This is a genomic window from Pradoshia sp. Z6_59 (assembly GCF_058267515.1).
Genome location: NZ_JBZCPP010000010.1, coordinates 57629 through 84622, shown reverse-complemented (window position 1 = coordinate 84622; position 26994 = coordinate 57629). Strand labels below are relative to the sequence as shown.

The 26994-nt window shown below is 33.5% G+C and carries 29 protein-coding genes and 1 pseudogene; 16 read left to right on the top strand and 14 right to left on the bottom strand.

What is annotated here, in order from left to right; genetic code table 11:
• The first annotated feature begins 3 nt into the window (after positions 1 to 3).
• Positions 4 to 525, top strand: a complete 522-nt coding sequence (locus tag AC4D4B_RS12105) for a type 1 glutamine amidotransferase domain-containing protein (protein ID WP_490995793.1) — start codon at positions 4 to 6, stop codon at positions 523 to 525.
• Between the two features lie 61 nt (positions 526 to 586).
• Here AC4D4B_RS12105 and AC4D4B_RS12100 read toward each other — a convergent pair whose 3' ends face one another.
• A complete protein-coding gene (locus AC4D4B_RS12100; protein WP_490995792.1) occupies positions 587 to 883 on the bottom strand; it encodes a hypothetical protein in 297 nt (98 codons plus the stop codon).
• An 849-nt stretch (positions 884 to 1732) separates the two neighbouring features.
• Here AC4D4B_RS12100 and AC4D4B_RS12095 point away from each other — a divergent pair.
• Positions 1733 to 2941 carry a S1C family serine protease gene (locus AC4D4B_RS12095; protein ID WP_491000019.1) on the top strand — a complete coding sequence of 403 codons (1209 nt, stop codon included), beginning with the start codon at positions 1733 to 1735 and terminating at the stop codon, positions 2939 to 2941.
• 179 nt (positions 2942 to 3120) lie between these two features.
• On the opposite strand, the gene AC4D4B_RS12090 is transcribed toward AC4D4B_RS12095, so the two are convergent.
• Together AC4D4B_RS12090 and AC4D4B_RS12085 are read right to left on the bottom strand one after the other, a co-directional pair.
• The gene (locus tag AC4D4B_RS12090) at positions 3121 to 3606 is read right to left on the bottom strand and encodes a hypothetical protein (protein ID WP_491000018.1); all 486 of its coding nucleotides are present in this window, start codon (positions 3604 to 3606) and stop codon (positions 3121 to 3123) included.
• Positions 3607 to 3687: 81 nt separating this feature from the next.
• Positions 3688 to 3882 (bottom strand): hypothetical protein, encoded by a 195-nt coding sequence (locus AC4D4B_RS12085; protein WP_140461299.1) that lies wholly within the window; start codon positions 3880 to 3882, stop codon positions 3688 to 3690.
• A 203-nt stretch (positions 3883 to 4085) separates the two neighbouring features.
• On the opposite strand from AC4D4B_RS12085, the gene gnd reads away from it, so the two are divergent.
• Entirely contained in the window at positions 4086 to 4982 is an 897-nt protein-coding gene (gnd, locus tag AC4D4B_RS12080; RefSeq protein ID WP_490995788.1) for a phosphogluconate dehydrogenase (NAD(+)-dependent, decarboxylating), read from the top strand.
• A gap of 966 nt (positions 4983 to 5948) precedes the next feature.
• On the opposite strand, the gene AC4D4B_RS12075 is transcribed toward gnd, so the two are convergent.
• A complete protein-coding gene (locus AC4D4B_RS12075) occupies positions 5949 to 6728 on the bottom strand; it encodes a 3D domain-containing protein (RefSeq protein ID WP_490995787.1) in 780 nt (259 codons plus the stop codon).
• A gap of 920 nt (positions 6729 to 7648) precedes the next feature.
• Here AC4D4B_RS12075 and lepB point away from each other — a divergent pair.
• From lepB to AC4D4B_RS12060, 3 genes are all read left to right on the top strand, one after another.
• Positions 7649 to 8194 carry a signal peptidase I gene (lepB, locus tag AC4D4B_RS12070; RefSeq protein ID WP_491000017.1) on the top strand — a complete coding sequence of 182 codons (546 nt, stop codon included), beginning with the start codon at positions 7649 to 7651 and terminating at the stop codon, positions 8192 to 8194.
• A gap of 148 nt (positions 8195 to 8342) precedes the next feature.
• A complete protein-coding gene (locus AC4D4B_RS12065) occupies positions 8343 to 8639 on the top strand; it encodes a hypothetical protein (protein ID WP_491000016.1) in 297 nt (98 codons plus the stop codon).
• A 205-nt stretch (positions 8640 to 8844) separates the two neighbouring features.
• Positions 8845 to 9324, top strand: coding sequence for a DinB family protein (locus tag AC4D4B_RS12060; RefSeq protein ID WP_490995783.1), 480 nt, complete (start codon positions 8845 to 8847; stop codon positions 9322 to 9324).
• Between the two features lie 320 nt (positions 9325 to 9644).
• Here AC4D4B_RS12060 and AC4D4B_RS12055 read toward each other — a convergent pair whose 3' ends face one another.
• Positions 9645 to 10493 (bottom strand): hypothetical protein, encoded by an 849-nt coding sequence (locus AC4D4B_RS12055; protein ID WP_491000015.1) that lies wholly within the window; start codon positions 10491 to 10493, stop codon positions 9645 to 9647.
• A 465-nt stretch (positions 10494 to 10958) separates the two neighbouring features.
• Between AC4D4B_RS12055 and AC4D4B_RS12050 the strand changes: the two genes are divergently transcribed.
• On the top strand, positions 10959 to 11519 hold the full coding sequence (locus tag AC4D4B_RS12050) for a transglycosylase SLT domain-containing protein (RefSeq protein WP_490995781.1): 561 nt from the start codon (positions 10959 to 10961) through the stop codon (positions 11517 to 11519).
• A 173-nt stretch (positions 11520 to 11692) separates the two neighbouring features.
• Here the strand turns inward: AC4D4B_RS12050 and AC4D4B_RS12045 are convergent, their stop codons facing one another.
• Both AC4D4B_RS12045 and yfkAB read right to left on the bottom strand, forming a co-directional pair.
• On the bottom strand, positions 11693 to 12166 hold the full coding sequence (locus tag AC4D4B_RS12045; protein WP_491000014.1) for an 8-oxo-dGTP diphosphatase: 474 nt from the start codon (positions 12164 to 12166) through the stop codon (positions 11693 to 11695).
• 336 nt (positions 12167 to 12502) lie between these two features.
• Positions 12503 to 13630 (bottom strand): radical SAM/CxCxxxxC motif protein YfkAB, encoded by a 1128-nt coding sequence (gene yfkAB, locus AC4D4B_RS12040; protein ID WP_490995779.1) that lies wholly within the window; start codon positions 13628 to 13630, stop codon positions 12503 to 12505.
• A 1224-nt stretch (positions 13631 to 14854) separates the two neighbouring features.
• Here yfkAB and AC4D4B_RS12035 point away from each other — a divergent pair.
• Positions 14855 to 15151 carry a hypothetical protein gene (locus AC4D4B_RS12035; protein WP_490995778.1) on the top strand — a complete coding sequence of 99 codons (297 nt, stop codon included), beginning with the start codon at positions 14855 to 14857 and terminating at the stop codon, positions 15149 to 15151.
• 80 nt (positions 15152 to 15231) lie between these two features.
• Here AC4D4B_RS12035 and AC4D4B_RS12030 read toward each other — a convergent pair whose 3' ends face one another.
• Positions 15232 to 15408 carry a hypothetical protein gene (locus AC4D4B_RS12030; protein ID WP_491000013.1) on the bottom strand — a complete coding sequence of 59 codons (177 nt, stop codon included), beginning with the start codon at positions 15406 to 15408 and terminating at the stop codon, positions 15232 to 15234.
• 172 nt (positions 15409 to 15580) lie between these two features.
• Between AC4D4B_RS12030 and AC4D4B_RS12025 the strand changes: the two genes are divergently transcribed.
• The 4 genes from AC4D4B_RS12025 (at position 15581) to AC4D4B_RS12010 (ending at position 18008) form a co-directional block, all read left to right on the top strand.
• Positions 15581 to 15895, top strand: a complete 315-nt coding sequence (locus AC4D4B_RS12025) for a thioredoxin family protein (protein WP_491000012.1) — start codon at positions 15581 to 15583, stop codon at positions 15893 to 15895.
• Positions 15896 to 16188: 293 nt separating this feature from the next.
• The gene (locus AC4D4B_RS12020) at positions 16189 to 16362 is read left to right on the top strand and encodes a hypothetical protein (RefSeq protein WP_491000011.1); all 174 of its coding nucleotides are present in this window, start codon (positions 16189 to 16191) and stop codon (positions 16360 to 16362) included.
• 419 nt (positions 16363 to 16781) lie between these two features.
• On the top strand, positions 16782 to 17543 hold the full coding sequence (locus AC4D4B_RS12015; protein WP_490995775.1) for a threonine/serine exporter family protein: 762 nt from the start codon (positions 16782 to 16784) through the stop codon (positions 17541 to 17543).
• Positions 17544 to 17555: 12 nt separating this feature from the next.
• Positions 17556 to 18008: a threonine/serine exporter family protein gene (locus AC4D4B_RS12010; RefSeq protein WP_490995774.1), complete on the top strand. Its 453-nt coding sequence runs from the start codon at positions 17556 to 17558 to the stop codon at positions 18006 to 18008.
• A 226-nt stretch (positions 18009 to 18234) separates the two neighbouring features.
• On the opposite strand, the gene hemH is transcribed toward AC4D4B_RS12010, so the two are convergent.
• Positions 18235 to 19212, bottom strand: coding sequence for a ferrochelatase (gene hemH / locus AC4D4B_RS12005; protein WP_491000010.1), 978 nt, complete (start codon positions 19210 to 19212; stop codon positions 18235 to 18237).
• Between the two features lie 131 nt (positions 19213 to 19343).
• Here hemH and AC4D4B_RS12000 point away from each other — a divergent pair, with 131 nt between their 5' ends.
• The gene (locus tag AC4D4B_RS12000; protein WP_490996019.1) at positions 19344 to 20237 is read left to right on the top strand and encodes an alpha/beta hydrolase; all 894 of its coding nucleotides are present in this window, start codon (positions 19344 to 19346) and stop codon (positions 20235 to 20237) included.
• 408 nt (positions 20238 to 20645) lie between these two features.
• Here AC4D4B_RS12000 and AC4D4B_RS11995 read toward each other — a convergent pair whose 3' ends face one another.
• The gene (locus AC4D4B_RS11995) at positions 20646 to 21197 is read right to left on the bottom strand and encodes a 2'-5' RNA ligase family protein (protein WP_490995772.1); all 552 of its coding nucleotides are present in this window, start codon (positions 21195 to 21197) and stop codon (positions 20646 to 20648) included.
• A gap of 245 nt (positions 21198 to 21442) precedes the next feature.
• Between AC4D4B_RS11995 and AC4D4B_RS11990 the strand changes: the two are divergent.
• Positions 21443 to 21754, top strand: a pseudogene (locus tag AC4D4B_RS11990) (GNAT family N-acetyltransferase); the annotation flags it as partial.
• 264 nt (positions 21755 to 22018) lie between these two features.
• Positions 22019 to 22549 carry an NADPH-dependent FMN reductase gene (locus AC4D4B_RS11985; protein WP_491000009.1) on the top strand — a complete coding sequence of 177 codons (531 nt, stop codon included), beginning with the start codon at positions 22019 to 22021 and terminating at the stop codon, positions 22547 to 22549.
• A 220-nt stretch (positions 22550 to 22769) separates the two neighbouring features.
• On the opposite strand, the gene AC4D4B_RS11980 is transcribed toward AC4D4B_RS11985, so the two are convergent.
• Together AC4D4B_RS11980 and AC4D4B_RS11975 are read right to left on the bottom strand one after the other, a co-directional pair.
• Positions 22770 to 22979, bottom strand: a complete 210-nt coding sequence (locus AC4D4B_RS11980; protein ID WP_490995770.1) for a hypothetical protein — start codon at positions 22977 to 22979, stop codon at positions 22770 to 22772.
• Between the two features lie 456 nt (positions 22980 to 23435).
• Complete coding sequence (locus AC4D4B_RS11975) at positions 23436 to 23900, bottom strand: RrF2 family transcriptional regulator (RefSeq protein WP_490995769.1); 465 nt, start codon at positions 23898 to 23900, stop codon at positions 23436 to 23438.
• Between the two features lie 166 nt (positions 23901 to 24066).
• Between AC4D4B_RS11975 and hmpA the strand changes: the two genes are divergently transcribed.
• Positions 24067 to 25278, top strand: a complete 1212-nt coding sequence (hmpA, locus tag AC4D4B_RS11970) for an NO-inducible flavohemoprotein (protein WP_491000008.1) — start codon at positions 24067 to 24069, stop codon at positions 25276 to 25278.
• A gap of 548 nt (positions 25279 to 25826) precedes the next feature.
• Here the strand turns inward: hmpA and AC4D4B_RS11965 are convergent.
• Both AC4D4B_RS11965 and AC4D4B_RS11960 read right to left on the bottom strand, forming a co-directional pair.
• Positions 25827 to 26102 carry a hypothetical protein gene (locus AC4D4B_RS11965; protein WP_491000007.1) on the bottom strand — a complete coding sequence of 92 codons (276 nt, stop codon included), beginning with the start codon at positions 26100 to 26102 and terminating at the stop codon, positions 25827 to 25829.
• A gap of 112 nt (positions 26103 to 26214) precedes the next feature.
• Complete coding sequence (locus AC4D4B_RS11960; RefSeq protein ID WP_491000006.1) at positions 26215 to 26952, bottom strand: Na-translocating system protein MpsC family protein; 738 nt, start codon at positions 26950 to 26952, stop codon at positions 26215 to 26217.
• Between the last annotated feature and the right edge of the window lie 42 nt (positions 26953 to 26994).

Genomic DNA, 26994 nt, shown 5'->3' with positions numbered 1-26994 from the left:
AGTATGAGGTTAAAGGATAAGAAGATTTTAAGTTTTGTACATCATGAATTTGAGGACCTTGAATTGTGGTATCCAATTCATCGACTGCGTGAAGAAGGAGCCATAGTCCATCTGGCAGGTGAACAGGAAAAAGTCAAGTATATTGGCAAGTATGGTGTACCTGCAGAAAGTGAGTATAGCTTTGCAGAGGTAAATCCGGATGATTATGATGCAGTTTTAGTTCCTGGGGGCTGGGCTCCTGATAAACTTCGCAGATTTCCAGAAATATTAGCGTTTATTCAAAAAATGGATGAACAGCAAAAACCAATCGGACAAATCTGCCATGCAGGCTGGGTATTGATATCAGCTGATATTTTAAAGGGAAGAAAGGTAACAAGTACACCTGGAATACGAGATGATATGGTAAATGCAGGGGCTTCCTGGTATGATGAGGCAGTTATCGTAGACGGACATATTGTTTCAAGTCGACGCCCACCGGATTTACCGGATTACATGCGTGAATTTATTAAGGTGCTAGAGAACTAATAAAGAAGCCAGTGTTCTGTTTTAGACACTGGCTTCTTTATATTGTCTGTGATCCTAAGAATTAAATAGCTACTTTTAATTGTCGAATCACATTATTAATATATTTTCTGTTTTTGTAAATGAAAAGTTTTAATTGATCACCTGAAAGCTGTAATTCATCTATGTCGCTATAAAACTCTCCCTTACCATGCGCAGTCCATTTTCCTTCTTTATCATAAAACATTAAGGTCCAGTGGCCACCTCTAATATGGTCTTCAAAGATAAAGTAATACTTCTTACCAACTTCATCATAAGAAGAGATAGATTTAAAATCAGCCAGGAATTGATCGATATCTTTTTTATACACAATGACCTTCATACAAGTTCCCTCCTAATTTATTTTTCTACTCTTAGCATGAGTTTTTATAAGAAACATATGTGTATGCTGTCCTATAAGATTTAATTATATAATTTTATCTGAATTTTCACCATAGCGAGATTTAAATATTGTTGACCAAAATTTTACATAGAGGAATATTTTATTTAATGACCAAAACTGAGATATTATTTTATTTATAATTATTTTAATTAATTAGTAACAGTTTCATATAATCATAGAAAATCTGTTAGTGTCTGGCTTGATTTTTGCCATCGTGTTTTTGTTCTCACCTACCCATGGAATCGTGTTTAAAAATTTCCACCATAGAAAATTAAGAAATTCTAATATTTAAAGTGTCCCGCAGGTAAATGAAAGGATTGTCAATAAACTGATCTGAAGCAGTTTATTGACAATCCTTGTTTGTTTTATTTATGCTGTTCATTCATTTTGATATAGTAAATATGGATATATAATAAATCATTTTAGTGGATAAAAGATAAAGGGTGGATATATGAAAGTTTTTAAGTTTATCAGTTCTTCATTTGTAATTGTAATTGCTTATTTTATTATCGTGAAAGATAGTGTCTGGCTTTATCCGTACTTGCATATTTCGATAGGATCGATGTTTCTGGTAACGTGTATAGAACATATACGTTCAAAACATAAGAGATTAGCTATAGGAAACGCCGTGAATATCGCTTTTCTTTTTCAGTTTAGCTTTTTTGAGGCTGTTCTATGTTGAATTATAGAAAATTTTATGACCATACTTCATTTTTATGGCTTGAATGACGAAATAATGAATAAGAGATGAAGGTCATTTAGCTGTCAATGAAGAAGCAGGTGTAAGGAATGAAATGTCGCTATTGTCAGAATGAAATAAAAACCCGAGGTAAGTACTGTTTGCATTGTGGTGAATTGAAGAATGGACCAAAAAGAAATAGATCAAAAATTGTCTTGGTTTCTTTTAGTATCATCGCTATTCTTTCAGCAAGCATCTATTTATTAGCTGCAAATCAAACGGATAATCATAAGCGGGTCGAATATGGAAGCATAAAAGAAATAAAATTGGTACATAAAGAGAATGGAAAAAAGAATCAAGCAGAGGAAATTAAAACAACGCCTAAACCGGTAACTGATATAAAAGTAGATACCAAAAAAGAAGTTTCTGAGATTATAACGGAATCACTTGCAAAAGTTTATACTATTTTCACTGAGGATAATCAAGGTACTGGATTTATCATTAACAATCAAGGAGATATCCTTACTAATGCTCATGTAGTAGAGGGCTCTGTTGATATAACAGCAATAGATTATACAAGTCAATCCTTTACAGGAAAAGTCATTGGGTATTCAAATATCCATGATGTCGCAATTATCAGGATACCTGAATTGGCGAATCATCAATCCTTGGGGATAGCAACCGACGAGTATGCTTCGATAGGTGAGGAAGTAATAGCATTGGGGAGTCCGCTCGGAAAGACTAATACAGCAACTTTGGGAACAATTGCAGCGATTAATCGGAGTTTTTATATTGGGGAGCGTATTTATGAAAATATTTATCAGACGACTGCTCGGATATCTCCTGGAAGCAGTGGCGGTCCATTGGTCTCTGTAAAATCAGGCAAAGTAATTGGAATCAATTCAGCGAGATCAATTGAGGATGAATCCATTGGGTTTAGCATTCCCCTTAAAGATGTTTATTCGTTAATCAGTGGTTGGGTTTCCAATCCATTATCGGAGGGTGATATAACAGGCTTGTTTTATACGGATACTGGAGATTATCATTTTGAGGAAGAAGAAGAGATTGACGAAGGATATTTTGAAGGCGGAGTTACAACTGATGAACCAGGAGTTTATTACGAAATTCCTGAAGACTGGTATGAGGTGGATGAGGAATATAATGATCAACCTGAGGCTGAAAAAGAGGATGTTATTGAAGAAAATCTTTTAGACAACAAACAAGAGGAACCATTATTAGAGGAACCCTTGGTCGAAAATCCGCTCCTATCTAATCTGAAGAAGAACAAAAGAAGAACGAAGAATAATAAACCTATGTAAGGATATTCATTATGGAATTTGCGCTTGAAGTAATTTTGGTGTCTAATTATGATAGCCAGAAGGAAAACATGTGCATGCTTGCTGAAAGATAGGAATCATCTGATTTAAATTGAAAACAATATAGGTCAATAGTGTTAGAGTGATTTTGATAATCACTCTAATTTTTTGTTAAGTATCATTTAAAAATAGGTGGCTACTATAATTTTAATATCATCGATAAACAGATAGGTATGAATAAGAACAAAATAGATAAGTAAAGGTAGTATAAGACACCAGCTGGTTCGCCCTTTTTTTATTAGTAAGCGTTTCATATCCTTTTCTTCGAGATGAGAATGTTTATGTCTTATCTGTTGTACATGTTTTTTCGTACCGGCTAAATATAAAAGATTACCGCTTCTGCCTATATAAAGATGCATTAATGCAGCAAAAGCTAACCAATAAAACAGGTGGTTGCGGAATAGGATAGATACCAAAATATCAATCAGGATGAAAATACCGACAATCAGATATCTCTTTCGATATGCAAACCAAAACATCCCAAAGACTAAACCGAAAAAATTCCATCTTTTAATTCTATGATTCTCATTTAAAAATGAATGATAACGATCACCGATATATACCTTTATATCTTGTTTTTCCTGCTGAGAATCTTTTAATTTAACCATAAAAATACCTCATTTTTATATACACGATTGATTGATGGATGGTTTGTTTAAGGAATACTACAAAATTTGATTATTAAGCTATTATATTTTTCCATTGCCATTGCACTCAGGACATTTCTTTATGGCAGGGTATAATCTGGTTGCCCTTTTAAAGGCTTCGTCATAGGAAAAATGGCTTACTTCAATAAGGCGAACTAACTCACGATCTAGATTTTCATATTGCTCATGTTGTTCATCAACTATATTCCCATCAAAGCATTCTTTGCAAATTGCCATCTTATTTCTCTCCTCCGTTCTTTATCTATATAGAATTTTAACTAATTTTTGTTGATTAGGCAAAGAATTGGAAAATTCACTGCACATTTTAGGCTTCGAAAGTTTAGTATTAGAATATTTGACAAGATGGAATGGGTTGAAATGTTTATTTGTTGGAAATAACGGTATGTAACTAGTAAAGATATTAATAAGGAGGAGACCTGATGAAAGTAGGTTTGATTGGTCTTGGCAAGATGGGGATGAATTTGGCTGAAAATTTAATAGACCACCAAATTATGGTGCATGCTTATGATGTAAATTCAGCTTCGGTTGAGAGCATTCAAAAATATGGAGCCATTGGCAGCCTTAATATGAAAGAAATCGTGAATAAACTGGAGCAACCCAGAGTCATATGGCTGATGGTACCACATACTGTTGTTGATAACGTTATAGAAGAGCTTTTTCCGCTATTAAGTCCTGGAGATATTTTAATAGATGGGGGAAATTCGAATTATAAGGAATCAATGCGACGAAGCAGGGTATTAAAAGAAGCTGGAATCTATTTTATGGATGTCGGTACTTCCGGGGGAATGGAAGGAGCAAGAAATGGGGCTTGTTATATGATTGGTGGCGATCAAAAGGCATGGAAAGTGATTGAGCCATTATTTGCAGCCACTTCTGTACCAAATGGGTATTTATATGCAGGTGATTCGGGGAGCGGACATTATTTAAAAATGGTTCACAACGGAATTGAGTATGGAATGATGGCAGCGATTGGAGAAGGTTTTGAGATTCTCGAAAAAAGTGAGTTTAATTTTGATTATGAACAAGTAGCGAGAGTCTGGAATAATGGATCGGTTGTGCGCTCCTGGTTAATGGAATTAACGGAACAAGCTTTTGCTAAAGATGCTCGTTTGGAAGGAATTAAGGGAGTTATGCATTCGTCCGGTGAAGGAAAATGGGCACTAGAAACGGCTTTAGACCTCCAAGCCTCGACACCAGTAATGGCACTGGCTCTATTAATGCGTTATCGTTCGCAAGAAAATGATACATTTAACGGCAAAGTTGTAGCTGCTTTACGGAATGAGTTTGGCGGCCATAAAGTCGAAAAAAATGAATAAATACAAGTAGTACATGATTAGAGGATCGATAAAAAGTATACCTAATGCAGGTATGCTTTTTTTAGAGCAATTTACATAAATTTTCGCTATTTAATCAATTTCTTATGACTAAAGACCAGTGAATCAAATGATTTTAACTAAGGTTGTAAATTTAATCTTAGAAAACCATTTACGCTAGTGTAAAAAAATATAAAAGGAAATGGACAATAGATCATTAACTAAAGTCCCGGATGGCGGAATGGGAGACCACTATATTAAAGGCTTTTCATCCATGTAAACTGTAAAAAATTAACCCGGCAGAAGTACTATTTTAAAAAAATACATAGGAATCCTGTTTCGTTATCACAAATAATTTTAGAAACTCTCTTAGTAGGAATATCCTCAAAACGTTTATTTGATATGACATACACTTTTTCCGCAGCTACCCTCATAAAATAGCACTGCAAAATAGTAATTTAACGTGTAATAGTACGAAAATAGCCTTTTTATAAAAGCATTCAAGATGGTTAATTAGTAAGTCATGATACGGAAAGAAAGTTTAAATAGTGAGTGGAGACTATATATGATTGGTAGTGAGCGATGATTCTCAATTTATGATTCGAAAATAAATATGTGAGTTTAATAAGCTAATAAAGATGCGAGATACCGCTTTTATCAGAAGCATCACTAAGTTCTATCTTTATCATTAATTGAAAATTGAGCGAGAACCTGATTTTAAAGAGGTTATGCTATATAAAATCCTCCAATTTCTTCAAGAAATCATGAGGATGAACAGATCATTAAATAAAAATTAAATGAATGTAATTGTTTTTGATATATTAATTGTATTTATGCAGGTTTAGACTGGATGGATAAGAATGTATGTCAGATGCTCTTTTAGGAGATAAAGTGGAGTGAAAAAGATATATAAAAAACACCTTCGAGAACTGGATGTAAACTCGAAGGTGTCGTTTAAAGCGAAATGTGTTAGTTTAAAATTTGAATGTTAACTTGTTTACGTCCCCAATTAAGAGCAGCATCTTGTGTAGGGATGAAAACATCTATTTTGTTCCCTTTAATAGCACCACCGGTATCAGCAGCAGTAGCATATCCATAACCTTCAACATAAACTTTTGAACCTAATGGAATTACACTAGGGTCAACTGCGATAACTTTAGCATTTGGATTCGCATTTAAATCGACTCCGGTAGCAGTGACGCCAGAACAACCGTTACAACTAGCTGTATAAGCTGTGGCTGAAACAGAGAGAGTTTTTCCTGCTTTTTGTCCAGTAGACTTTGCAGTAGTAGTAGTTGTCTCTGTTTTTGTTTCAGTTTTAGTAGTTGTTGATGTAGTTGTTGTTTTTTGTTGAACAGCTTCAGTATTATTTTTTGCCGGTTGGCCAACACCAGACAAATTAAGGACTTGACCTGGTTGAATAATTTCTGAATTTAAGCTATTCCAACTTTTTAGCTGATTAATAGAGATTTTATTTTTAACAGCTATCTTCCAAAGACTATCACCTTTTTTAACGGTATAAGTTTTTGGTTGGTCTTCCTTTACGATCAATTTAGTATTCTCAATAATGATATCGGAATCTAAATTATTGAGTTCTTTAATATGATCAACAGTAGTGTCGTATTTATTTGAGATACCCCATAGTGTATCACCTTTTTTGATTGTGATTTCTTGGGCAGATGCTTGGGGTCCGCCCATAGCAACGGCGATGGAAGCTACCGCTACGAATGATAACAAAGTTTTCTTCATGTAGTTTGAACCTCCTAAAATTGTTTGTTTTGAGCTAACATTGACAATCTTATCAGGTTTACGAGAAAGAAGTAATAACGAGGAGATGTTAAATCCATTACTGATATAACGTGAATATGTCAAATATATGTCTAATATATTGAATATTCAGAAAACTTTAGGTAAAAAAACTTAATAAACCATGGTATTAATATATTTTTCTAGTAAATTTAAAAAGAGGAGTTTTTGTCATAATTGTCACAAAAATATCCGTTATTTTGAATTAATGGTAAAAAAAGGAATTAAAAAAACTTAGAAAAAATATCAAACATACAAAAAACTGCGCTTAAAATTGGGAGAAAAGGGTAATGAATGGATGTGATTGCTATAAAGTAAAAGATGAAAATATCAAAAATTATATAGTTCGTAGTTAAAAAAAGATGAAATTTTAGTTTTTAAGAGAATGAAAATTATCAATGAAAGACCACTTTAGTAAATTTGTTTTTCTGACTAACTACTATGAAAGGAAACCATAGAAGCTGGCCGATTTTCATTCGTTGGTTGTTATAAAATAATCTATTCCTATTATAACCTAAAATATGACATAGTTCTAAGGTTTTTTTAAATAAATTAGTTTAACAGACGTTATTCGTCAAAAAAGATAATTAATTAGTTCCTGAGTGAATCATTATAATAGAAGAAACACGGTAATTATTTGCTGGGAATCTGCTTTTGAACACTTAAATTGCGGTATGTCGAGCTAATAAAAATGAGGAGGAGAAAAGATAAGAAAAGTATAGAGAGATGCCGCTAGATTTGGATAGTATGTAATAAACAAATTATTGGATACATAAGAACCTAAAGCCTTATATGCTTGAAGGATTGAAAAGAGTATTTATTGACTGACTTCCAACCCTTTTTGGAAAGATGAGGTGTATTATTTGATCCCTGAAAGAAATTTTAAAAAGGATACATTTGATTGGATAAAGTCCATTTTCATCATTGTTGTTGCCATTATGTTAATTAGGACTTTCTTATTTACTCCGTATAAAGTGGAAGGAGTATCGATGGAACCCACTCTCCGCAATCAAGAGAGAATACTGGTCAGTAAATCATTAAAAGAAAAGAGATATAATACAGGAGATATTGTCATCATTAAGGGTTATAACAATGAGATGTTCATTAAGAGAATAATTGGTGTGGCAGGGGATAAGGTGGAAGTCAAAAATAATATCCTCTATATTAATGATGTTCAGAAAAAAGAAAGATATCTGGAAAAAAATTACCAAGAAGCTCATGAAGGCGGAAAATCAAATGGAGATTTCGAAGCAATCCTTATTCCTGAAAATGAATATTTTGTTATGGGTGATAATCGCCTTGTAAGTATGGATAGTCGCAATGGATTAGGGTTAATTAAACAGGAGCAGGTTATAGGCCAGGGTATATATGTCTTTTATCCATTTACTGATTTAAGAAAACTGGACTGAGGTCTTTTTAAAACAGTGAAAATGATTCTATTTTATGTACATGTAGTAGTTCTTTAAAAGTGAATTTATTAATTATATTAAAGTATGTGGAGTATTGTCATATTTTGTTATAAAATAAAGTTAATATATGGAGGCGGAGGTAGTCTGCATGGTGTATATATTAACTTTATTGATTGTTATGATTGCTTTTTTATTGTTTATTAAATATAAACAGGATGAGAGAAATACAATTATACTAAGGATGAATGAAACGTATCCAAATGCTAATGAATATGTAGTTGCCATTAAATATGAGTTGGAGAAACAGGGAAAATATGTTGTCTACTCCGGCAATGGACATTTTATCGTTGATGGAATGAATTACAAGATAAAGGAACGGAAAAAAATCATAACAGACGGTATATCGATGCAGCTTACTATACTCAAGTGTCTAAAATCTACTTGATAAGAAGAAAACATCCAAGCCAGATTGGATGTTTTTATGATTATTGAATTGAATCTCTTACTTTAAGTGGTCTCATACTATCGAGTAGGATTTAGTTGATTTTTCGTTTCAATTAAATAGTTATTCTAATTGGTTACAAAGTAGGAAGGGAATTGCCAATCACAACCCGAAATAAATGGGTATACCACAATTAGGAGGGTTGAATATGTTAAAAAGACATGAAGTACTCTTTAAGCAATTGGCTGATTATCGACATGAATTGTTAGTGGCGGTTGATTCGATGAATGAGGATGAGGTGAATATTGTACCTGAGGGATTTCGAAATAATATACGATGGAACCTGGGACATGTATACTTAGATCAATATTTGTGGATTCAACATTTGACTAAGGAACAAATCATCCTCCCTAATCATTTTAATGAATGGTTTGGTTATGGTACGAGCCCAGAAGATTGGATGGGAGAGGTTCCTAAATTAGATTATTTAAAAAGACTGCTTGCTGTACAGCCTTTTATGATTCGAGATTTATATGGAGAAAGACTGGAAGAAGAATATTCTGTAACGGAATCTGGAATGTTTACAGTGGAACAAGTCCTCGTTAGAACTATTTTTCATGAAGGCATCCATTTGGGGAATATTCTTGCATTGAAAAAGCTTGTTACATCTCAAGAGGTATTAAGTTAAAATAATTTAATCCTTATAGGAAGACAAGTAAAAAAGCTGAATGAACTCCTATTATAGATGCTGATAAAATAAAATAACCATTCAACTCCATTTATTTGTTTTCCTCTTTAATTAGTAGCACTTTTTGCTAATCAATTAAATGATATAAATCCTGCTAATAAGTAATTGTAAAGATTATCTTGGTTAAAAAAATATGACGAAGTGCACGTAAAGCGATGATGGAATCCATAAAGTGATTTGAAACAGTAATATATACTATTTCTAAAGGCAGCAGAATTCCCGCTGTTGTTTTAATGATACTGTTGAATGCAGACACGCCCTTAAATTTCATTACTTCGGATATCCAGATACCATGATGAAGATTTTTGGAATTTTTTATAAACGCTATCAGTCCACCCTGTACTTTCTTCCCTTTCAAAATCTCTATTATTCAAAACCCAACGAGCTATTTTTAGTAGTTCCTCTTCTTTAAGTTCTTTCTGAATAGCTGTTAATTTGTTCATCCAAGGCTTTTTTGGTGAACTGCCAACAGCATTATCTAACCATATTATACAATCTCTTTTTATTTGGAATGTCTTATAACTATTTTTCAGATCACTAAAAATGAAGCTAATAACTTGATAACATCCCTGATTGTTATTTACTTTGTAATTAACAAGGTAATGTATGATATCCGTATTATCTGATTTTATAAATCCTATAATTTTCTTAAAATCCTTGATAGTATGATGGAATCCTCTAACCCCATTTAGGTCCAGCAAGTATCTTAGAGCTTTATTACGCATAAAAAAATCAGCAGAATGAAAGAACTTACTTTGTTTTTCTATTTTCCAAATATAATCAAAAATTTCCGAGTTAGGATCAATTGGTGTTCCTTTAAGATAGGCCAAAAAAGATGTGAACTCAATTTGGTTGAAACCATCTATTAAAGAAAATGCTTCATCTCTATACTGTTTAATCCTCCAGGTAGAACGATCTATAAAGGATGAAAAAACGTTGCCCCACATAGAGTCGTTAATCTTAATAAGTCGACCTAAAATATATTTTAAAAAACTACTATCTAAAGAACCTGATGCTTCCTTTAGAGTATGATAAATCGAAAAAAATCCTCTGGTTGTTTGCCCCCATATTCTTTCTTTATATTGAGTTCGATCAACGACTCCACCCAATTATCAATCAATTTAGTTTCTTCATTTCTTAGTTTAAGGCTGGCAGCAAAAGTAGCAGCTTGAAGAATTTCTATTTCTCTGTATCTTTCTAACTCGGGTAAAAACATAGATTCACCTTCTATTCATGGATTAAATTAAATTGAAGTATAGCCTTTTTGTGACACTTTGTTTTAGAAAAGAAGAGATTGTACAATTCTTCATTTATTTTCCAATAGCACTAGTAGAACGACTTATATTGTAACCATACTAAAAACAGATTTTCCTGGAAAAAGTAAATCTTTTTATAAGAATCACTCAATTTTATATTGAAATTAGTCTACTTATTTTACAAACAGATTACATAGAAGACATCATCCTTACAATAAGGTTATAATCTGATGAATTCCTATATTTCTAGCAAAGACTTTTGATATAGTACAAGAGTAACAAAACGTAAAAAAAAGTTGCTAGTGAAAAGGAGTTTATATGATTAAATTACAACCTAAACTATTTGGAAAAATTGCTATCAGTTTATTATTCATCTTTGCGTTAATCGCAAGTACCACTATACCGGGACAAAAAGCTGATGCAGCAAGTAGCAGTTTAGCTGGATTTAAATATTCTAAAAAAGTTCCTTTGCCAAAAGCCCAACAACAATATCTGTTTAAAATGACTAAACAAAGAGGATTAGATTATAAAGAAACGCTTGCAGTAATGCTGCATGAAAGCAATATGAAAGTAAAAGCAAAAGGTGGAAGTAATTACGGATATTTCCAAATTAATAAAATTAACCATAAAAATTTAGCTAAAATTACAAAGACAAAGAATAAACCCTATGATCCATATGTAAATATGAATTGGGGAACATACATGCTATCCGATTTACAAAAGAAATATAAGAAAAAAGGTTATAAAGGTACTGCTTTAAAAGAGGCTACCTTGAGTGCTTATAACAAAGGTGAAGGTGGATTTAAGAAGTATGGTAAAGCCAAAGCCTACATAAAAAAGCATAATCAATGTCTTGCGAAAGTTAAAAAATGGTTCTAATTAACAACAGCGTTCGTTTATCGGACGCTGTTTTTGTTTGATTGATTAATGAAAGTGCGTCTAATAGATATCTATAATTATAAGGAACAGTACTTTAATGATTAAGTCTTATCAGAAGAACTTTATTTAATAAGCATTTAAAAAGAAGTATCTAGTATTTCCTGTAAACTAGCTTAGGTCTTCCTTATAGAAACTTTACCTTCTTGATTTCTCTCATTATCCCATTCGACCTGAATCTCAAATGTTCCTTCTTCAAAAAACAAGGGAAATCTTCTTCTTATAGATTCCTGCATTGGGAGATTGGAAGCTTCATTTATATGAACCCATATAGGTTTACCCTCTGGTGAGTTTTGCAACAATGTTCCGCTAAAACTTGTGGTTAAATAGTTAAAGATCATATGTCTGTCATGTTTTTCGGGATTGACATACTCATAAAGCCCTTTATAGACAAGATTACTTACACTTAATCCTGTCTCTTCTTTCACTTCTCTAATAGCGGACTCTGTAAAACTTTCTGGAAACTCTACTTTACCTCCTGGTGGTATAAATCCCTTGAAATGATCGTGCTGTCTGTTTAATAACAGGACATAATCTCCGTTCTGAACCATACAAACAGTCCAAAATTTGTAATGAATAGATTCCCCCATCTAATTCACCCCAATCTCCATTCTTTAATAACTATTGGTATTACACTTAATTTTACCTTAAAATGTAAAAAGGTTACAAAACTAAATTGGATAAACCTGAGTGATTAAAAAGACATAAAAGAATGGAGAAGAAATGACGGATATTTCGGTGATTAAATAAAGTGTTTGGTAGTTTATATGGGCCTCATCGCTATAACTTTTATATTTTAACTTATTGACAGGGTCGAGATTTTTTCAATAAGTTAATTGATCAATTTTCCCTATATAGACAAAAAAATAGGTCGATTTCTTAAAATCGACCATCCCTCTTTAAAATAATATTCTTAATCTGAACTGTTATAAATTAGTTGTATTTAATTTGAAATTCATTTCTGGATAATAAGCGTTTTTAACCAATACATTTGGACCTAGGCATTTTACTGCCGGACAATGACAGTTTAATGAATCAGCCAGACTGGATTTCATCCAATTATTATAGGCTGCAGGCAATGATTGCTCCTTAATATTGCCAAGTGGTGGGGTATCTCCAAAGTCAGTTACGATTACATCCCCACTAAAGATATTTACATTTAAACGAGATCGGCCATCAGGGTCATTCCGAACAGTCACGTTTTTGCTTGAATATAATCTTTGCAGTAATTCAAGGTCTTCTTTTTTGGGGCTGCATGGATAAAAAGGCAATGTTCCAAACAGCATCCAAATGTTTTCATTACGAATATCCAGAAGATGGTGAATGGCTTTCCTTGTTTCATCCAATGAAAGTGTTTCTAAAGCAGAAGCAAAAGAACTAGGGTACATAGGATGCACCTCATGCCTTTGGCAGCCCATTTCTTCAACAATTTGTTTGTGTATATGTTCTAAATGGGGAAGCGTCCTTTTATTAAGCATGGTTTCAGCAGATACGAGTACTCCCGCTTTCGTTAATGCCTGGGAATTGGTAATAATTCTATTAAATAAGACTTCGCGCTGCTCACGAGTTGGTTTTCTCTCCATCATAGCAAAACCGCCATCTATAAAATCATCGATGGTTCCCCAGTTATGTGAAATATGCAAAACATCTAAATAAGGAATAATTGTTTCATATCTCTCTAGCGGAAGTGTTAAATTAGAATTTATTTGTGTTCGCACTCCACGTGAGTGTGCATATTTTAATAGAGGCTGAACATAATTTTCAACACTCTTTTTCGAGAGCATAGGTTCACCGCCGGTTATACTAATGGAACGTAAATTAGGGATTTCCTCCAACCGGTGTAAGATTAGTTCCAAAGGCAGTGCATCAGGATCCTTCGGTTGCAGGGTATAGCCAACAGCACAGTGCTCACAACGCATGTTACATAATGTTGTGGTTGTAAATTCTATATTAGAAAGGGTTAGATTTCCATATTGTTCTATATCCATATAGGTTTCCCATGGGTCATAATCAGGGCTTAATGGCATTACTTTTTGTGTGTTTTTCGTGATCATCCTATTACTCCTCATAAAAAATTCATATCCCATATTATGGTCATTAATTTGGAAGTATGTCAACATTCTTATAATTGGGAGTCTATAAAATTATTAAAACTCAATAAGGAAGATGACCCGGACGATAGATAAGCGGCATAAGAACATCTATAATTTTTCAGTCAATAGAAAATAGAATGGACAGGGTGTAGAACTTTATACCCCTTATACGAATTGTTTAGAAAAAAGTGGAAATTGAATATTGGATATGCTAATTTTATTTTGAGGTATGCGTTTAACTTATACTTCGTGAAAGTGGTAATTCAATATGGATTAGAAAATTAGTATCTAGAATATAACGGTATAGTTTAACGTACTGGGGGGAATAAACATTAGGATAATCATCAGAAATTTGCAATCGGTTATTATCGTTTCTGTCTTAACATCTTTATTTCTTATGGTTACTTCATACATCTTAGGAGAACAAAGTGATCATTTATTTGAATCTTTTTTATTCTTTGCATTTCCATATTCATTCCTGTTTGTTTTTCTTTATGGATTTATAGCATCAATCATCGGAGAAATAATTGCGGGTCTAGTACAACATAAAAAAGCACGACTTCTAATAAAAATTATGATATATGGAATGTTCCTCTCAAGATTTTTATTTGTAGCAATGGAGACTATATTTTTTGCTTATCTTGGGATTGTAGCAGCAATAATGTATGTAGTAATAGATGAATATCTTAGAAAAAGAACAAACCTGGCTTTTACGGATATACACTAGAATAAAGGACCTGCTGGCACTGACCATATCGATCTTTAGCAAAGAAAAAGGATTTATAGAAAAGGCAGTAGCAAAGAGGAACCGATAAATCTGTTATTCGAATTCGAATAGAACTTATAGAACTACAATTATTCAAGTGTGTGATTCGAATAATTCGGATAAGAGAAGGGCCAAAACACACTTATTCCAATATAAATAGAATTTTATTGTGTTACCATATCATTAAAATTCACGACTCATGTCTTTTAAAATGATGGGTTTATCATGAAAGCCAATATTAGGAGAATAGGTTATTACGTGTATTTCTTTATTATTTCCTTCAAATGGCAATTATTTAAAACATAATAAACATGAGTCTTTGCCTTTAATTAATGTTTGATGTTTGTAAATTTGGTAAAAATAGGATTATAAGATGAGGATTAGGCATAAAAGAATGTTTGAAGAACGGGGTGGAATGAATGAGGAAATTTGGAAAAGTGACAATTGGTTTAATGACTGTATTTTCGATAGTTTATGCTGCTGGAGTATCTATAGGTGCCAGTCGAAGTGATGAACAAGCCAGTGAATTACCAGAGCGTACAGTGGAGTATAAGGGAGCGCCAATTCAAGTTTACTTTGGCAATCCTGATGAAGAGGGCAGCATTGAATTAACAAAGTGGTCAAATGGATGGTCAGATGAAATGGTTACCAAAGTTCTTACTGAAATGGAAAAAACAACAGGATTACCACTTTCAGAGATGGAAACAGATGAATAAAACGTAGAGATGGGCTTTGTTGAACACAAGGTTCATCTTTTTTTGCTGTACTTTAATTTGTTGATCATAGCCAGGAACATTTAATTCTGCTTTTTTAGTTTTTTGTAGTGATTGATATATAATGTTAGCTGTTTATTTAATTCAATAGTCCGATAATCGTATTGTCCGTATTTCTCTACGGATTCCTGCAGTTTGTTTTTTAATAGTTCAATCGATTCTTCTGTTTCTTCTTTAGACATTAGATGTAACAATAGCATAAAAAACCTCCATTACAGTAATCTCCTTATATAAGACTATTGTACCAATTGTTGGCGGGTGTAGCATAGATTAATGAAAATATTATTGTAAACATCATTATATGCATTTAAAATGTGTAAAGTATTTAAAATGTTTATTATAGTAATAGAGAAGGGAAGGGAGATTTAGAGAATGCTACAAGTTACATCTGTAGAAGAATTTGATAATCAAATAAAAAGCGATAAACTAACCGTAAATATATTTACGACTACTTGGTGTCCGGATTGCAAACGACTGGATATATTTATAGACGAAATTATTGCGGAGCATGAAGATAAACAATGGTTTACAATTGATAAAGATGAATTCCCCGAATTAGCAGAAAAAGAAAATGTTATGGGAATTCCGTCCTTATTAGTTTATAAAAATGGAGAAAAAATAGCTCATTTACATAGTGCTAATGCTAAGACGCCCGATCAAGTCAGAGATTTTTTAAGCAATCTATAAAAATAAGAGGGTAACCAATCATCTCTATTGCTGAGAAAAATTATCCAGGTATAAATTGAATAAAAGTAGATTAAATAAAGAGCATAACAGATTAGTCATATTTGTTATGTTCTTTATTTTTGGCTTTGTTCGTAGATATGGTTGCTTTTGCACTTATTCTACTTAGTTTTCTTGAATTTTCTTTTGGTGAAATGAAAACAAAGAATTGAACTCTTGCGGAAAATAACCATTTTGAAGCCGCTGAAAGTCAATATGCAGCTATTTACTTTAATTCAGCCGTCCCTTTCTTTTTTATGGGAACAAATCAATATGCCCCTTTTACTGAAAAAGATTTGGAATACGACAAAACAATGAATTGCAATAGTTATGCTGTCGGAATTCTTACATTAGAAGATGATACATTAAAAACTTGGGAATATGGTTTATATAATGATGAGAAAAATGATCTACATATAAAAGATGTGTAGAGAATTTTTAAGACAATTGATGAACTAAATTCAATTGAGTAATCCTAAATATATAAATTCAGGCGTTAGATCAATAATGGAGACAGCTTTTTTCGGCTGCCTCCAATATTTATTAGCAACAAACTCCTGAACAGAGCCCTGTTATTTAACTGACTTATCATAGTACATTATGAGGAGGCGCTATAATAGTTTTGAAGTAATTTAGCGTAATGAATAGATTTCCTGATAATTAGTTAATTCATAACGAGAACATTGACATAATCATTGCGAAATAGTGAATTATAGGGTTAGATTAGTATTCTTTTCCTCTATACTAACAAAGTTTTAGTTTCCACTCATTTTACCTCTATCTTTTCAGAATAATTATTGTACAATATATTAGCATTGACTGATATTAAATGTGAAGTGAGTTGACGAAAGTGGCAGTAGACAAGAATAAAATTATTATTGATGCCAGTCTTCTGGCCGGGCGTATTATGCTGGAAAATGGAGCGGAAACGAGCCGGGTAGAGGATACCATGGAAAGAATGATTAGTACTTCACTAGGAATAAAGCATGGAACAAATGCATTTACATATGTGACAGTTAATGGGATTTTCGTGAATATAGGCTTGGACAATACGAATTTCGTTAGAATCGATAATCGGGATCATAATCTTGAAAAGGTAACGAAGGTCAACCAAATATCAAGAATGTACTCGGAAGGCCGTCTGACAATTGAGGAAGTTCTTTCGGAACTGAAAGCAATTGATCAGGACCCGCTTGACTATCCCTTATGGTTCAGACTTATTTGTACAGCTGTATTGAGTGGAAGCGTTATGCTGATTATGAATGGAACATTTGTAGATTTACCGGCGAGTATGATCGGGGGCCTTTTGTGTTATATAACCTATTTGATTGGCTTTAAAATTATGAAAACACCATTCATAGTGGAATATATCGCTGCATTTTTGGGAGGGATTGTTGCCTATTATATTAACAGTATAATGGGAAGTCATTTAAATTCCGTCATGATAGGGACGGTTGCACCGCTTGTACCCGGTATTGCGATGACCAATGCAATTCGCGATATGATGGCAAAGCATTATCTCTCAGGGACAATCCGATTAGTGGAGGCTGTCTTCATTGCAGGAGCGATTGGTACGGGAATTGCTACCGTCTATTATTTATTTATCAATTAGGAGGCGGGTAAAGTGAATCAGATCCTTATTCATATGGTTTTTAGCTTTCTATCATCGATATCCTTCGCCGTTATTTGTAATGTTCCGCGCAGGTCTATACCAATAGGAGGACTTGTAGGGATGTGCGGTTGGATGGGATACTGGATTTTAAGCACAGAAGGGTACGGGGTATTTCTATCCAGTATAGTGTGTTCGTTATTATTAGCCTTTGCCGGACAAATTTCTGCACGAATCTTTAAGATGCCGCTGACTGTCTTTTATGTACCGGGGCTGGTGCCAATCGTTCCGGGAATAACAGCTTTTCAGGCATTTCGTTTATTAACATTACAGGACTATGATGGTGCGTTAATCGGATTTTTAAATGTTGGTTACTGTGCAGTTGGGATTGCAATCGGACTTGTTGTATCAGATATCCTATTTAAGAGCAGTTTATACATAATTAAAAATTTCAAGATAGTTCGTTAGGGCAGTATATAAAAATCATACTGTTTTTATTTATAGGTTATTTTACGAAGTGAAAAGGGTCCTTGAAATGAATAGATGATAAAAATGGAATTTATGAGGTGATAGTAGAACTTCATGAACCAAGCTAAATAAACAATAAAGGACGTTCCAGGAAAAGGATTGGTTCTTTATTGTTTATTTTTTTGCTGGTTATGATAAGATTAAATTGGGATATTTTTCAATATTTCTACATGAAATTTTTAATGGGAACCAAATAGGGCTTAATGATATCCACCAGGCATTGAATAAATAAAGGATCATCATTGGCGGCTTCTATATAATGATATTTTTCACCGCCGTTTTCCATAAAAATAGTATGATTCTCAACCTGAAGTTCTTCCAATGTTTCCAGGCAATCGACTGTAAAACTGGGAGCGAGAATGTGAATATGTTTAGAACCGCTTTTGGCAAGATGACGCAATGTTTCACTGGTTGATGGTTCAAGCCAAGGTTCCTTTCCAAATTTAGATTGATAGCATGTAATGATAGTGTGATCTGGCAATTCTTTTTTTAGAGCCTGAGTGGTTTTTAAGCATTGGTATGGATAATCGTCCCCATCTGATACATATCTTTTAGGAATGCCATGATAAGACAGGACTACTGCATCAGGATGTCCATGTTCTTTTGTGCATAGTTCAATACGTGTTTTTAATAATTTAATCCATATTGGATGATCAGGATAATCACGTATAAATATCACTTCCGGGATATCTTTCCATTTAGATAATGTTTGGTTCAAATGATCCCAAACAGATCCTGTAGTAGTGGAAGAATATTGCGGAAATAAGGGCACGACAATTAATCGGCGCATTCCCCATTTATGTAGCTTTTCTAATTCATCGTTTATAGAGGGGTTACCATAATTCATAGCAAGTGATACTTTAACATTAGAATGTGCGAATTTCTTCTCTAATTCTTGTTTTTGTTTAATAGAAATGGTTAATAAAGGTGATCCTTCATTCGTCCATATAGATTGGTAGAGCTTTGCTGTTTTCGGCGGCCGGGTTTTCAGGATAATTCCGTGCAGGACAGGCATCCATTTCCACCTAGGTAAATCAATTACTCTACTGTCACTTAGAAATTCTTTTAAATACGAACGAACAGAGGTCGTGGTTGGTTGATCAGGTGTACCCAAGTTAACTAAAAGAATCGCTGTCTTTTCCATCACCATTCTCCTGTCGTAAAAGAATATTGTTATTATTATTTTAATATATAGATAATTTATATCACAAAAACTTTTTGTACAAAAACGTACTATTTGACTTAATTGTTACAGTCTCGGATAAAGGAGTGTGTATATTGCTTGTTCTAAATCAAAAAGTACTCGTAAAGACCATTCGTATGATGGAACGTAAGATGGTACAGGCCTCCTCTCTGAAACCTAGCATAAAACCTGACATTGAAAGAGAGGAGCGGTTAATTGAAACAGGTTTGGGAAGTACACGCGTCATTACATATCGGCCAAAACTTGAAACAAGGGGACCATTACCCGTTTTTGTGAATATGCATGGCGGTGGATTTGTGATGGGAAGTGCTGAATTGGATGATGCGTGGTGCCCTGTAATTGCGGACCGAGCCAGTTGTTTAGTCGTGAATATTGATTACCATCTGGCGCCTGAATACAAATTTCCTGCTGCATTATACGAATGCTATGATATTCTGAAATGGCTTTATGAGAACCCCAATGTCCTTCAGGTAGACAATAAGCGAATAGCAGTTGGGGGACATAGTGCAGGTGGGAATTTAGCAGCTGCTCTTTGTTTGCTGAACAAGGAGAGAGAGCAGATCCCTATAGTGAAGCAAATCCTTAATTATCCACCGCTTGACCTTGCTACTGATCCGGACCTGAAATTCAAGCATAAAAAAGCCATACCACCCAGAATGGCAAAACTGTTTAATGAATCCTATTTAAAATCAATGAAAGATGCGGAAAACCCATTGGTCTCACCTGTATATGCTGAGGATTTAGAAGATCTGCCGCCTGCTTTAATCATTACTGCTGAATATGACTCTCTTGCAGATGAAGCAGACTACTATGCAAGTCAGCTTGAAGAAGCTGGGGTCACTGTTAAGAAGAAAAGGTACATGGAAGCTGCCCATGCGTTTACCCATACAGGGGAATTGAAACAGGCTGAAGAGGCGTGGCATTTAATTAGTGATGAATTAAAAGAGGCCTTTTTCCTCGATTAATGCCTGGCGTACTTTGGCCTCATGACTTTTGAATAATCTTTATAAATAAGTATAAAAACAATGGCAGTTCAATTCATCTAGAGTTGGACTGCTGCTTTTTATAATCATATATCCTATAACATATTTATTAAAAAAGTTCATATTAATGTTATTAAAAGGATATATATACATGAATGATGGATTTTATTAATAATAAGGCTGTTTTTGTATAGTTTGTGCCCTGTATAAATGGGTATAATTGATTTAAGGATAATATTGGAAATCTATCTCTGTTGGTTCCATTGTCTTGAATTAGGAAAAGATTTAGCATTTGATAAACGCATGGAGCAAATGTTTATTTCAGCAAAAATCTAATTATAAAACTGTTGTAATGTTTAGAAATGTATAAAAAGACCGCGATATGTGAGGTCAATTGCTTAAAGAGATATCTAAATATCTTTCATATTTTTGCTTTTCAATGTTTAGTTCATATACTCTAATGAAATCTACTTCAAAATCAGGGTATGGTTTCAACTCTTTATCTGCTATTATTTCCATTTCTTTTAGTTCTTTTTTAGAGAGTCCAGTAGAAATGTTTCCACTGTATTGTTCTTTCCCCAGTGTTAAGTGAGGTACAAAGGCCTCGAGTTCAAAATACTGTTTTATTAAATCTTCTGACGGTGAAATCTTTTTTACTATTTTATGATGCAATTTGTGTAAATTATTTGAGTTAACACTCAAATATAAAACGCTATCTCCAAAATAGTTAGGCTTATCTAATGATACTTGAAAAGGTTTGAAGGTATCGCATACTGTTTGTACCTTATCAATCCACTGTTTATCTGGAGTTAGTCCTCCTTGTGCTTTCAATGTTATGTGAGGCTCTACACCCGATTGATTAATCCATAAACTTTGAAAATGCTCAATTCGTTCCAAATATTCTTCAGGTGGAACAATTCCTATAAAATACTCCACATTCATTCTTCTTTACTCCTTTATTTCCAGTTTTAACTATTTTAACAGAAAATTCTCAAAATAAAATCAGTATTATTACGTGAAAAACAACAGCCATAAAAAAAGATACTATTCATATACTTTTAATGATAAAGAAACGTTAACTTTCACGAAGTTTAACACTTTAATATAAAATTTGTATTCAATTATTTCTTCAATAGTCCTTATGATCATTACTTCTAAAACAGTGCGTTTACTGTTTACTTACAGATGTCATAAATAATGAAAGATGGGAGAGGGTTATTGTGCCTGGCTATAGTAACGATTTTTATATAGCAGTTGGCGGGAATATTGTTGCTCAGATAGAATTTGTGGCAAATGAGCAAGAGGTATCTGACCAAGGCAGTATCATCATAAATCATACATTGGTTGCAAATAGCTACAGGGGGAAAGGCTTAGGCAAAGCATTAGTAAACCGTGTAGTGTTGCATGCCAGAAATGAAAATAAATATATTAAGCCCGTCTGTCCATTTGCCAAAATGGTACTTGAAAATAAAAAAGAATATCAGGATGTTTTAATGTAATTCATTTATTCAAATTCTATAAGCCTATTTCATCACCTTATTTGCAAAAAATAAGGCTTTTTGTTTTTAAAATAGAATGTTTATTCAGAATCTACTTTCGAGTTACGTCTTGTTTTGCTGGCGTAAATGAGGATTTCACACTTTATTGGAATAAAGCTTTTTACAAAAAGCAGAAATAGTAGATATTCTGTTCTCCAAAAAGTATGATAAAAGTATAGAACTAACAAAATATGGAGATGCATAGAGTGGGAGTGTGAATAAGTAATGAAAGTTATAGGTTTATCAGGTTCCATTATTGGTGAAAAAACACCTAAATCAGTAGAAGAGGTATTGGCAGCTATAAACAATATAGATAATCAACTAGATACAGAATTAATAGATCTTAGAAATTATAATGTGGAATTTGTAAGAGGTATTCCTTTTACTTCCTATAATCAGGATACCCAAACGGTAGTCAATAAACTAAATGATGCGGATATTATAATAATTGGTACACCTATATATCAGGCGTCGATACCGGGCGTACTTAAGAATCTATTTGATCATTTAGCTCCGGATTGTTTTAAGGGAAAAGTGGTGGGAATTGTTACGAATGGAGGATCTGAAAAACACTTTTTAGTAACTGAGTACCAATTAAAGCCGATATTATCTTATTTTAAAGCGATAATACCATTTAATAATGTATTTTTACATACAAGCTGCTTTGGACCTGGCAATAAAATTGTAAATGAAGAAGAGAATAATAGAATCCAGGCATTGGCTCAGGAGGTTATTGATTTAAAGAAGATTCACTAAAATTTTGTCAGATCCTCTAAATGTGAACGAGAAAAATAGTGTCTGCATTCCTAGTATTTCATTAGAATATGGAGCATTCAAGGGATATCCTAACGATAGGAGTAGGCGGCTTACTAAGATATAAAAAATAAGGAATTTGCTTCCTAAAGAGAATTGCATGAAGAGATTGAATGGATTTTTAAACTGCTCAATCTCTTTTTAACTCAATTTATATGAAAGGTTAATTGTGTTTATTGGAATCTGATGAATAGGTTGAAATATCGCTTAATAATGATTTATCTTCATTGATATCCAATGTACGAAGTTTCATAATTAAATGTACACGGCGTTTATAAAAATCCTTATGTGATATTGTCCGGTTATCATAGTACATTTGATAATTTTTTCGTAACTCATTTAATAAATCATTATATTTTTTCTGAGCGCACACTATATCACCTTCTTTACTCTTGATGTTATATTTAAATAATATCACAAAAGATTCTGTTAATTCATCTTAAAATTTTTCCACATTCAAAATATTATGTAAATTTTGAGCAAATTCCTTAAAAACTATTGTCTAGAGTCAACTCTCAGAAATGAATGAACCAATTTTGGAACTGGATCTTTACTGTTTTGACAAGATAATGTCTTGTCGATTTTCTTTCCCGTAGGTTTCCAGCCTTCGCATTGAAAGATATTCAAAAAGAAAAAGATTCAGTATCTTGAACCATTAAGGCATTTAGAGGATGATACTTTCTATAGGAGATACGGAATATTTGGAGTTAAGTAAGTGTGTATAAAAGTGCGAATTTCCACCTTTGTTATAAAGAAAGATAGGCAGTGCAACAGTCCATGAATGACTGCCGTACTGCCTATTAAATATATTAGTATATAATTGTTGTTTCTAACCTGGATTTCTCGAATCACTGTTTACTTCGGAATATGCTCCTAGAAATTGGGCTAACACTTCTTTGTTTTGTGATATATCTGCGAGTGTATAGCCATCCAATACGTTTAGAAAAGCATACAATGCTTTATTTAATACACCTCTCAACGTACAAACAGGAGAGATGGGACATGTATTATGATCAGAAAAACACTCCACTATGTTAAAATCCTCTTCAGTTTTTCTTACTAAACCACCGATATTGATTTCACGAGGGTCCATTGCCAGTCTCATGCCACCATTACGCCCACGTATGGTTTCTATATAACCTAACTTGCCCAACTGGTATATGATTTTCATCAAATGATTTTTGGAAATGCCATAGGCATCAGCAATTTCTTTTATATTTACTAGTCGATCGGGATGACTTGCTAAGTACATAAGCACCCTGATGGAATAGTCACTGAAATTTGTTAATCGCATAGTCACGCCCCGCTTCAGATTATCTACTCATCTATAATACTACCATACATAAATTGGCTGCCAAAGAAACTTCACAGAAAAGATGTATTTGAAATATTGCTTTTACTTTCCAATAGAGTAAAATTAAAGATGTATTCTAAATACATCTTTAAAAGGGGACTTTTTTATGTTGTCTACTCAAACAATTGAAATTGTAAAATCAACTGCACCGATATTAGAAACAAGAGGTAAGGAAATAACTACAGTTTTTTATAAAACGATGTTTGAAGCACATCCTGAACTTTTGAATATCTTTAACCATGCAAATCAAAAAAGGGGAAGACAGCAGACTGCATTAGCAAATACGGTAACAGCTGCGGCCTATTATATCGATCAATTGGAAGTTCTTCTGCCGGTTGTAAAACAAATCGCACATAAACACCGTAGTTTAGTGATTAAACCTGAGCATTATCCGATTGTAGGAAAATATTTATTGCAGGCCATTAAAAAAGTATTGGGTGATGCGGCTACAGATGATATTTTAAAAGCTTGGGAAGAGGCCTATGGGGCAATAGCTGATATCTTCATAGAGGTTGAACGTGAAATGTATGAAGAAGCGGAAAATAAGGTTGGTGGTTGGAGAGACTATCGGGAATTTACAGTCATAAAGAAAGTGAAGGAAAGTGACGTTATTACTTCCTTCTATTTAAAACCAACTGATGGGCTGGCAGTGCCAGAATTTGAACCAGGCCAATATATAACTGTGCGGGTTCAGATTCCAGGAGAACAGTTTATGATGAATCGCCAATATAGCTTAACTAATGTATCCAACGGTGAATACTATCGAATTTCTGTTAAAAGTGAAAGTATGCATGACAATCCTGATGGTAAAGTATCTAATTACCTGCATAAGGAAGTTTATGTGGATGATATATTGCAACTAACGGTACCGGCGGGTGATTTTACTTTAGAAGAGGACACCGAGCCAATCACTTTTATAGCAGCCGGAGTGGGGATAACGCCATTTATGAGTATGTTGAATACACTGTATAAACAGGAATCATTAAGAAAAATAACTTTGATACACGCATTCAAAAATAGGAAGCTTCAAGCATTTGCTGATGAGCTATCCATTTTAAGCAAGCAAATGCATGATATGACAATCAACTTTTATAATGAAGAAGCTGATGTAATCGAGGAGAATTATAAAACAGGCAGAATCAATGAAGATGTATTGAGGCAATTAGATCAGAATGGAATTTTCTATGTTTGTGGACCAGTTGAATTTATGCAGGTAGTTATTCAAATGCTTTATAAACTAGGAGTACCGCAAGATAAAGTACGGTATGAATTTTTTGGACCCTCCATGAAAATAGAAACAGTAGCAGAGAACGTGTAAAAAAACATGCTGGGAAGTTTATTCCTGGCATATTTTTTTATATACATACTTCGTCTGTTAAACTTCTGTTGTGAAAATCAGCATAGAATATGTTTTGTCTCCGTAACTCGACATGATTTTCTGATTCTATAACGATACCAAACATTACAAAAGTGTGCGCTGAATTGATTGGTTTAATAGATTAAAAGAGGGGAGGATGGTAAAGGAATATACAGAGATAAAGATTATAAAAAACAATAAGAAGAATTCCTCAAGCACCTTTAGTGCGTTTGTTGATCAGGTATTAATTACTGTCATTTGTTTAGAGAAAGACATTCAAATGAAGTGCCTAAGGATTAATCTAATACTTCTTGCCTTAAATCGGTATGTTTAGTGACACAACTATCTCAGCTGGTTAAACCTAAAGATTAATCTGGAGCTGTACACAAAAATCAGGTTTCTTTTGTCTATATGTACATTTCATATGAATGAATTGACATTTCATAAAGACAGCTGATGGCTGGATAGTCAGTATATTTAATAAAAGGATCACCCGATAAAATCTTTCTCTATTCATATCGGTTAATAATTTGGTGTCGTGTATAATATGTACCGTAGCGAAATAAAAATTTCAATTGTAATTGACACTCTTTGATACAGAAATAATAAACAGTGTTAGTCGAATTTAGCTCTTTTTTATAATCAATTGATAAAGAGCTTGCGACTTCTTCGAAATAATGTTCCATTTCCATCCGTTTGATTAGATGGCAGCTTAATAATTTCTGTTTCTTAAATGATTCTAGCTTGTCTAACAGTTCCTTCTTTATTTGTATACATTCTTCCATATTTATAGGTAATCATCCCCTGTTTTTTTGAATTTATTCATAAAAAAAGCCAGAAAAGGATCCTTTTCTGACTTATGTATGGTTCTATGCCCATTCATTGCTATCAGTTATTTTATTTAGATTTACAGCTAACTTTATCGCAGATGGGGGTTATTGTCAATCGACCAATCAACTTTGTAAAATGAAAATAATATAGCTGGTATCTTTCCCGAAATTCCAAAACGTAAACTTCAATTATTTTGGTGTTTAAATAGTTCTCGAAATTGCCTTTATGCTCTTTTATCAGACGTTTCTCCAAATCTCTTTTCGTGATCGTTAGTTGTTCTGTAAATCCGAATTTTATGAATTCCTTTTCGATCGGGACCATTATACCTTTTCGGACAATCATCAGTTGCCGCTTATTGAGCATAGTTGAATAGATTTCTTCTGGTTCTTTTTGAGCGAGCTCGGTAACCTTTGCTAACTCTCGCTCGACTTTCTCTCTATTTCTATATTCACTGATGCTCGTCGCTGTTTTTAATAATGTAATAATAAACATGCCGGTCGAAGTTTGCAAATTCCAATCATAAAAGAATTCATCAACTTTTGTTCCTAATACTGCTTCAATATAGGAGGTGATGTCTTTGATTATGGTTTCCATGAGAAGGTCCCGGTTCTTTTGCACGTAAACTTCACCATCTTGATTCGCCAATAAGGATTTCTCCATAGGGGATAGGAAATCGGTAAGATGCACAGCAAGAGTAGGAGACGATAACGTACAAATAACGTGGCTGGGGCCTCGTCCGAAGGTTTCTCTTAGCATTCGTCCTATATAACTGCTAATGTCTTTTTCGGCTTTCGTTTTCTCCATATCATACACCTCAGGCTTTGCGACTTTCTTATCATTTATCCC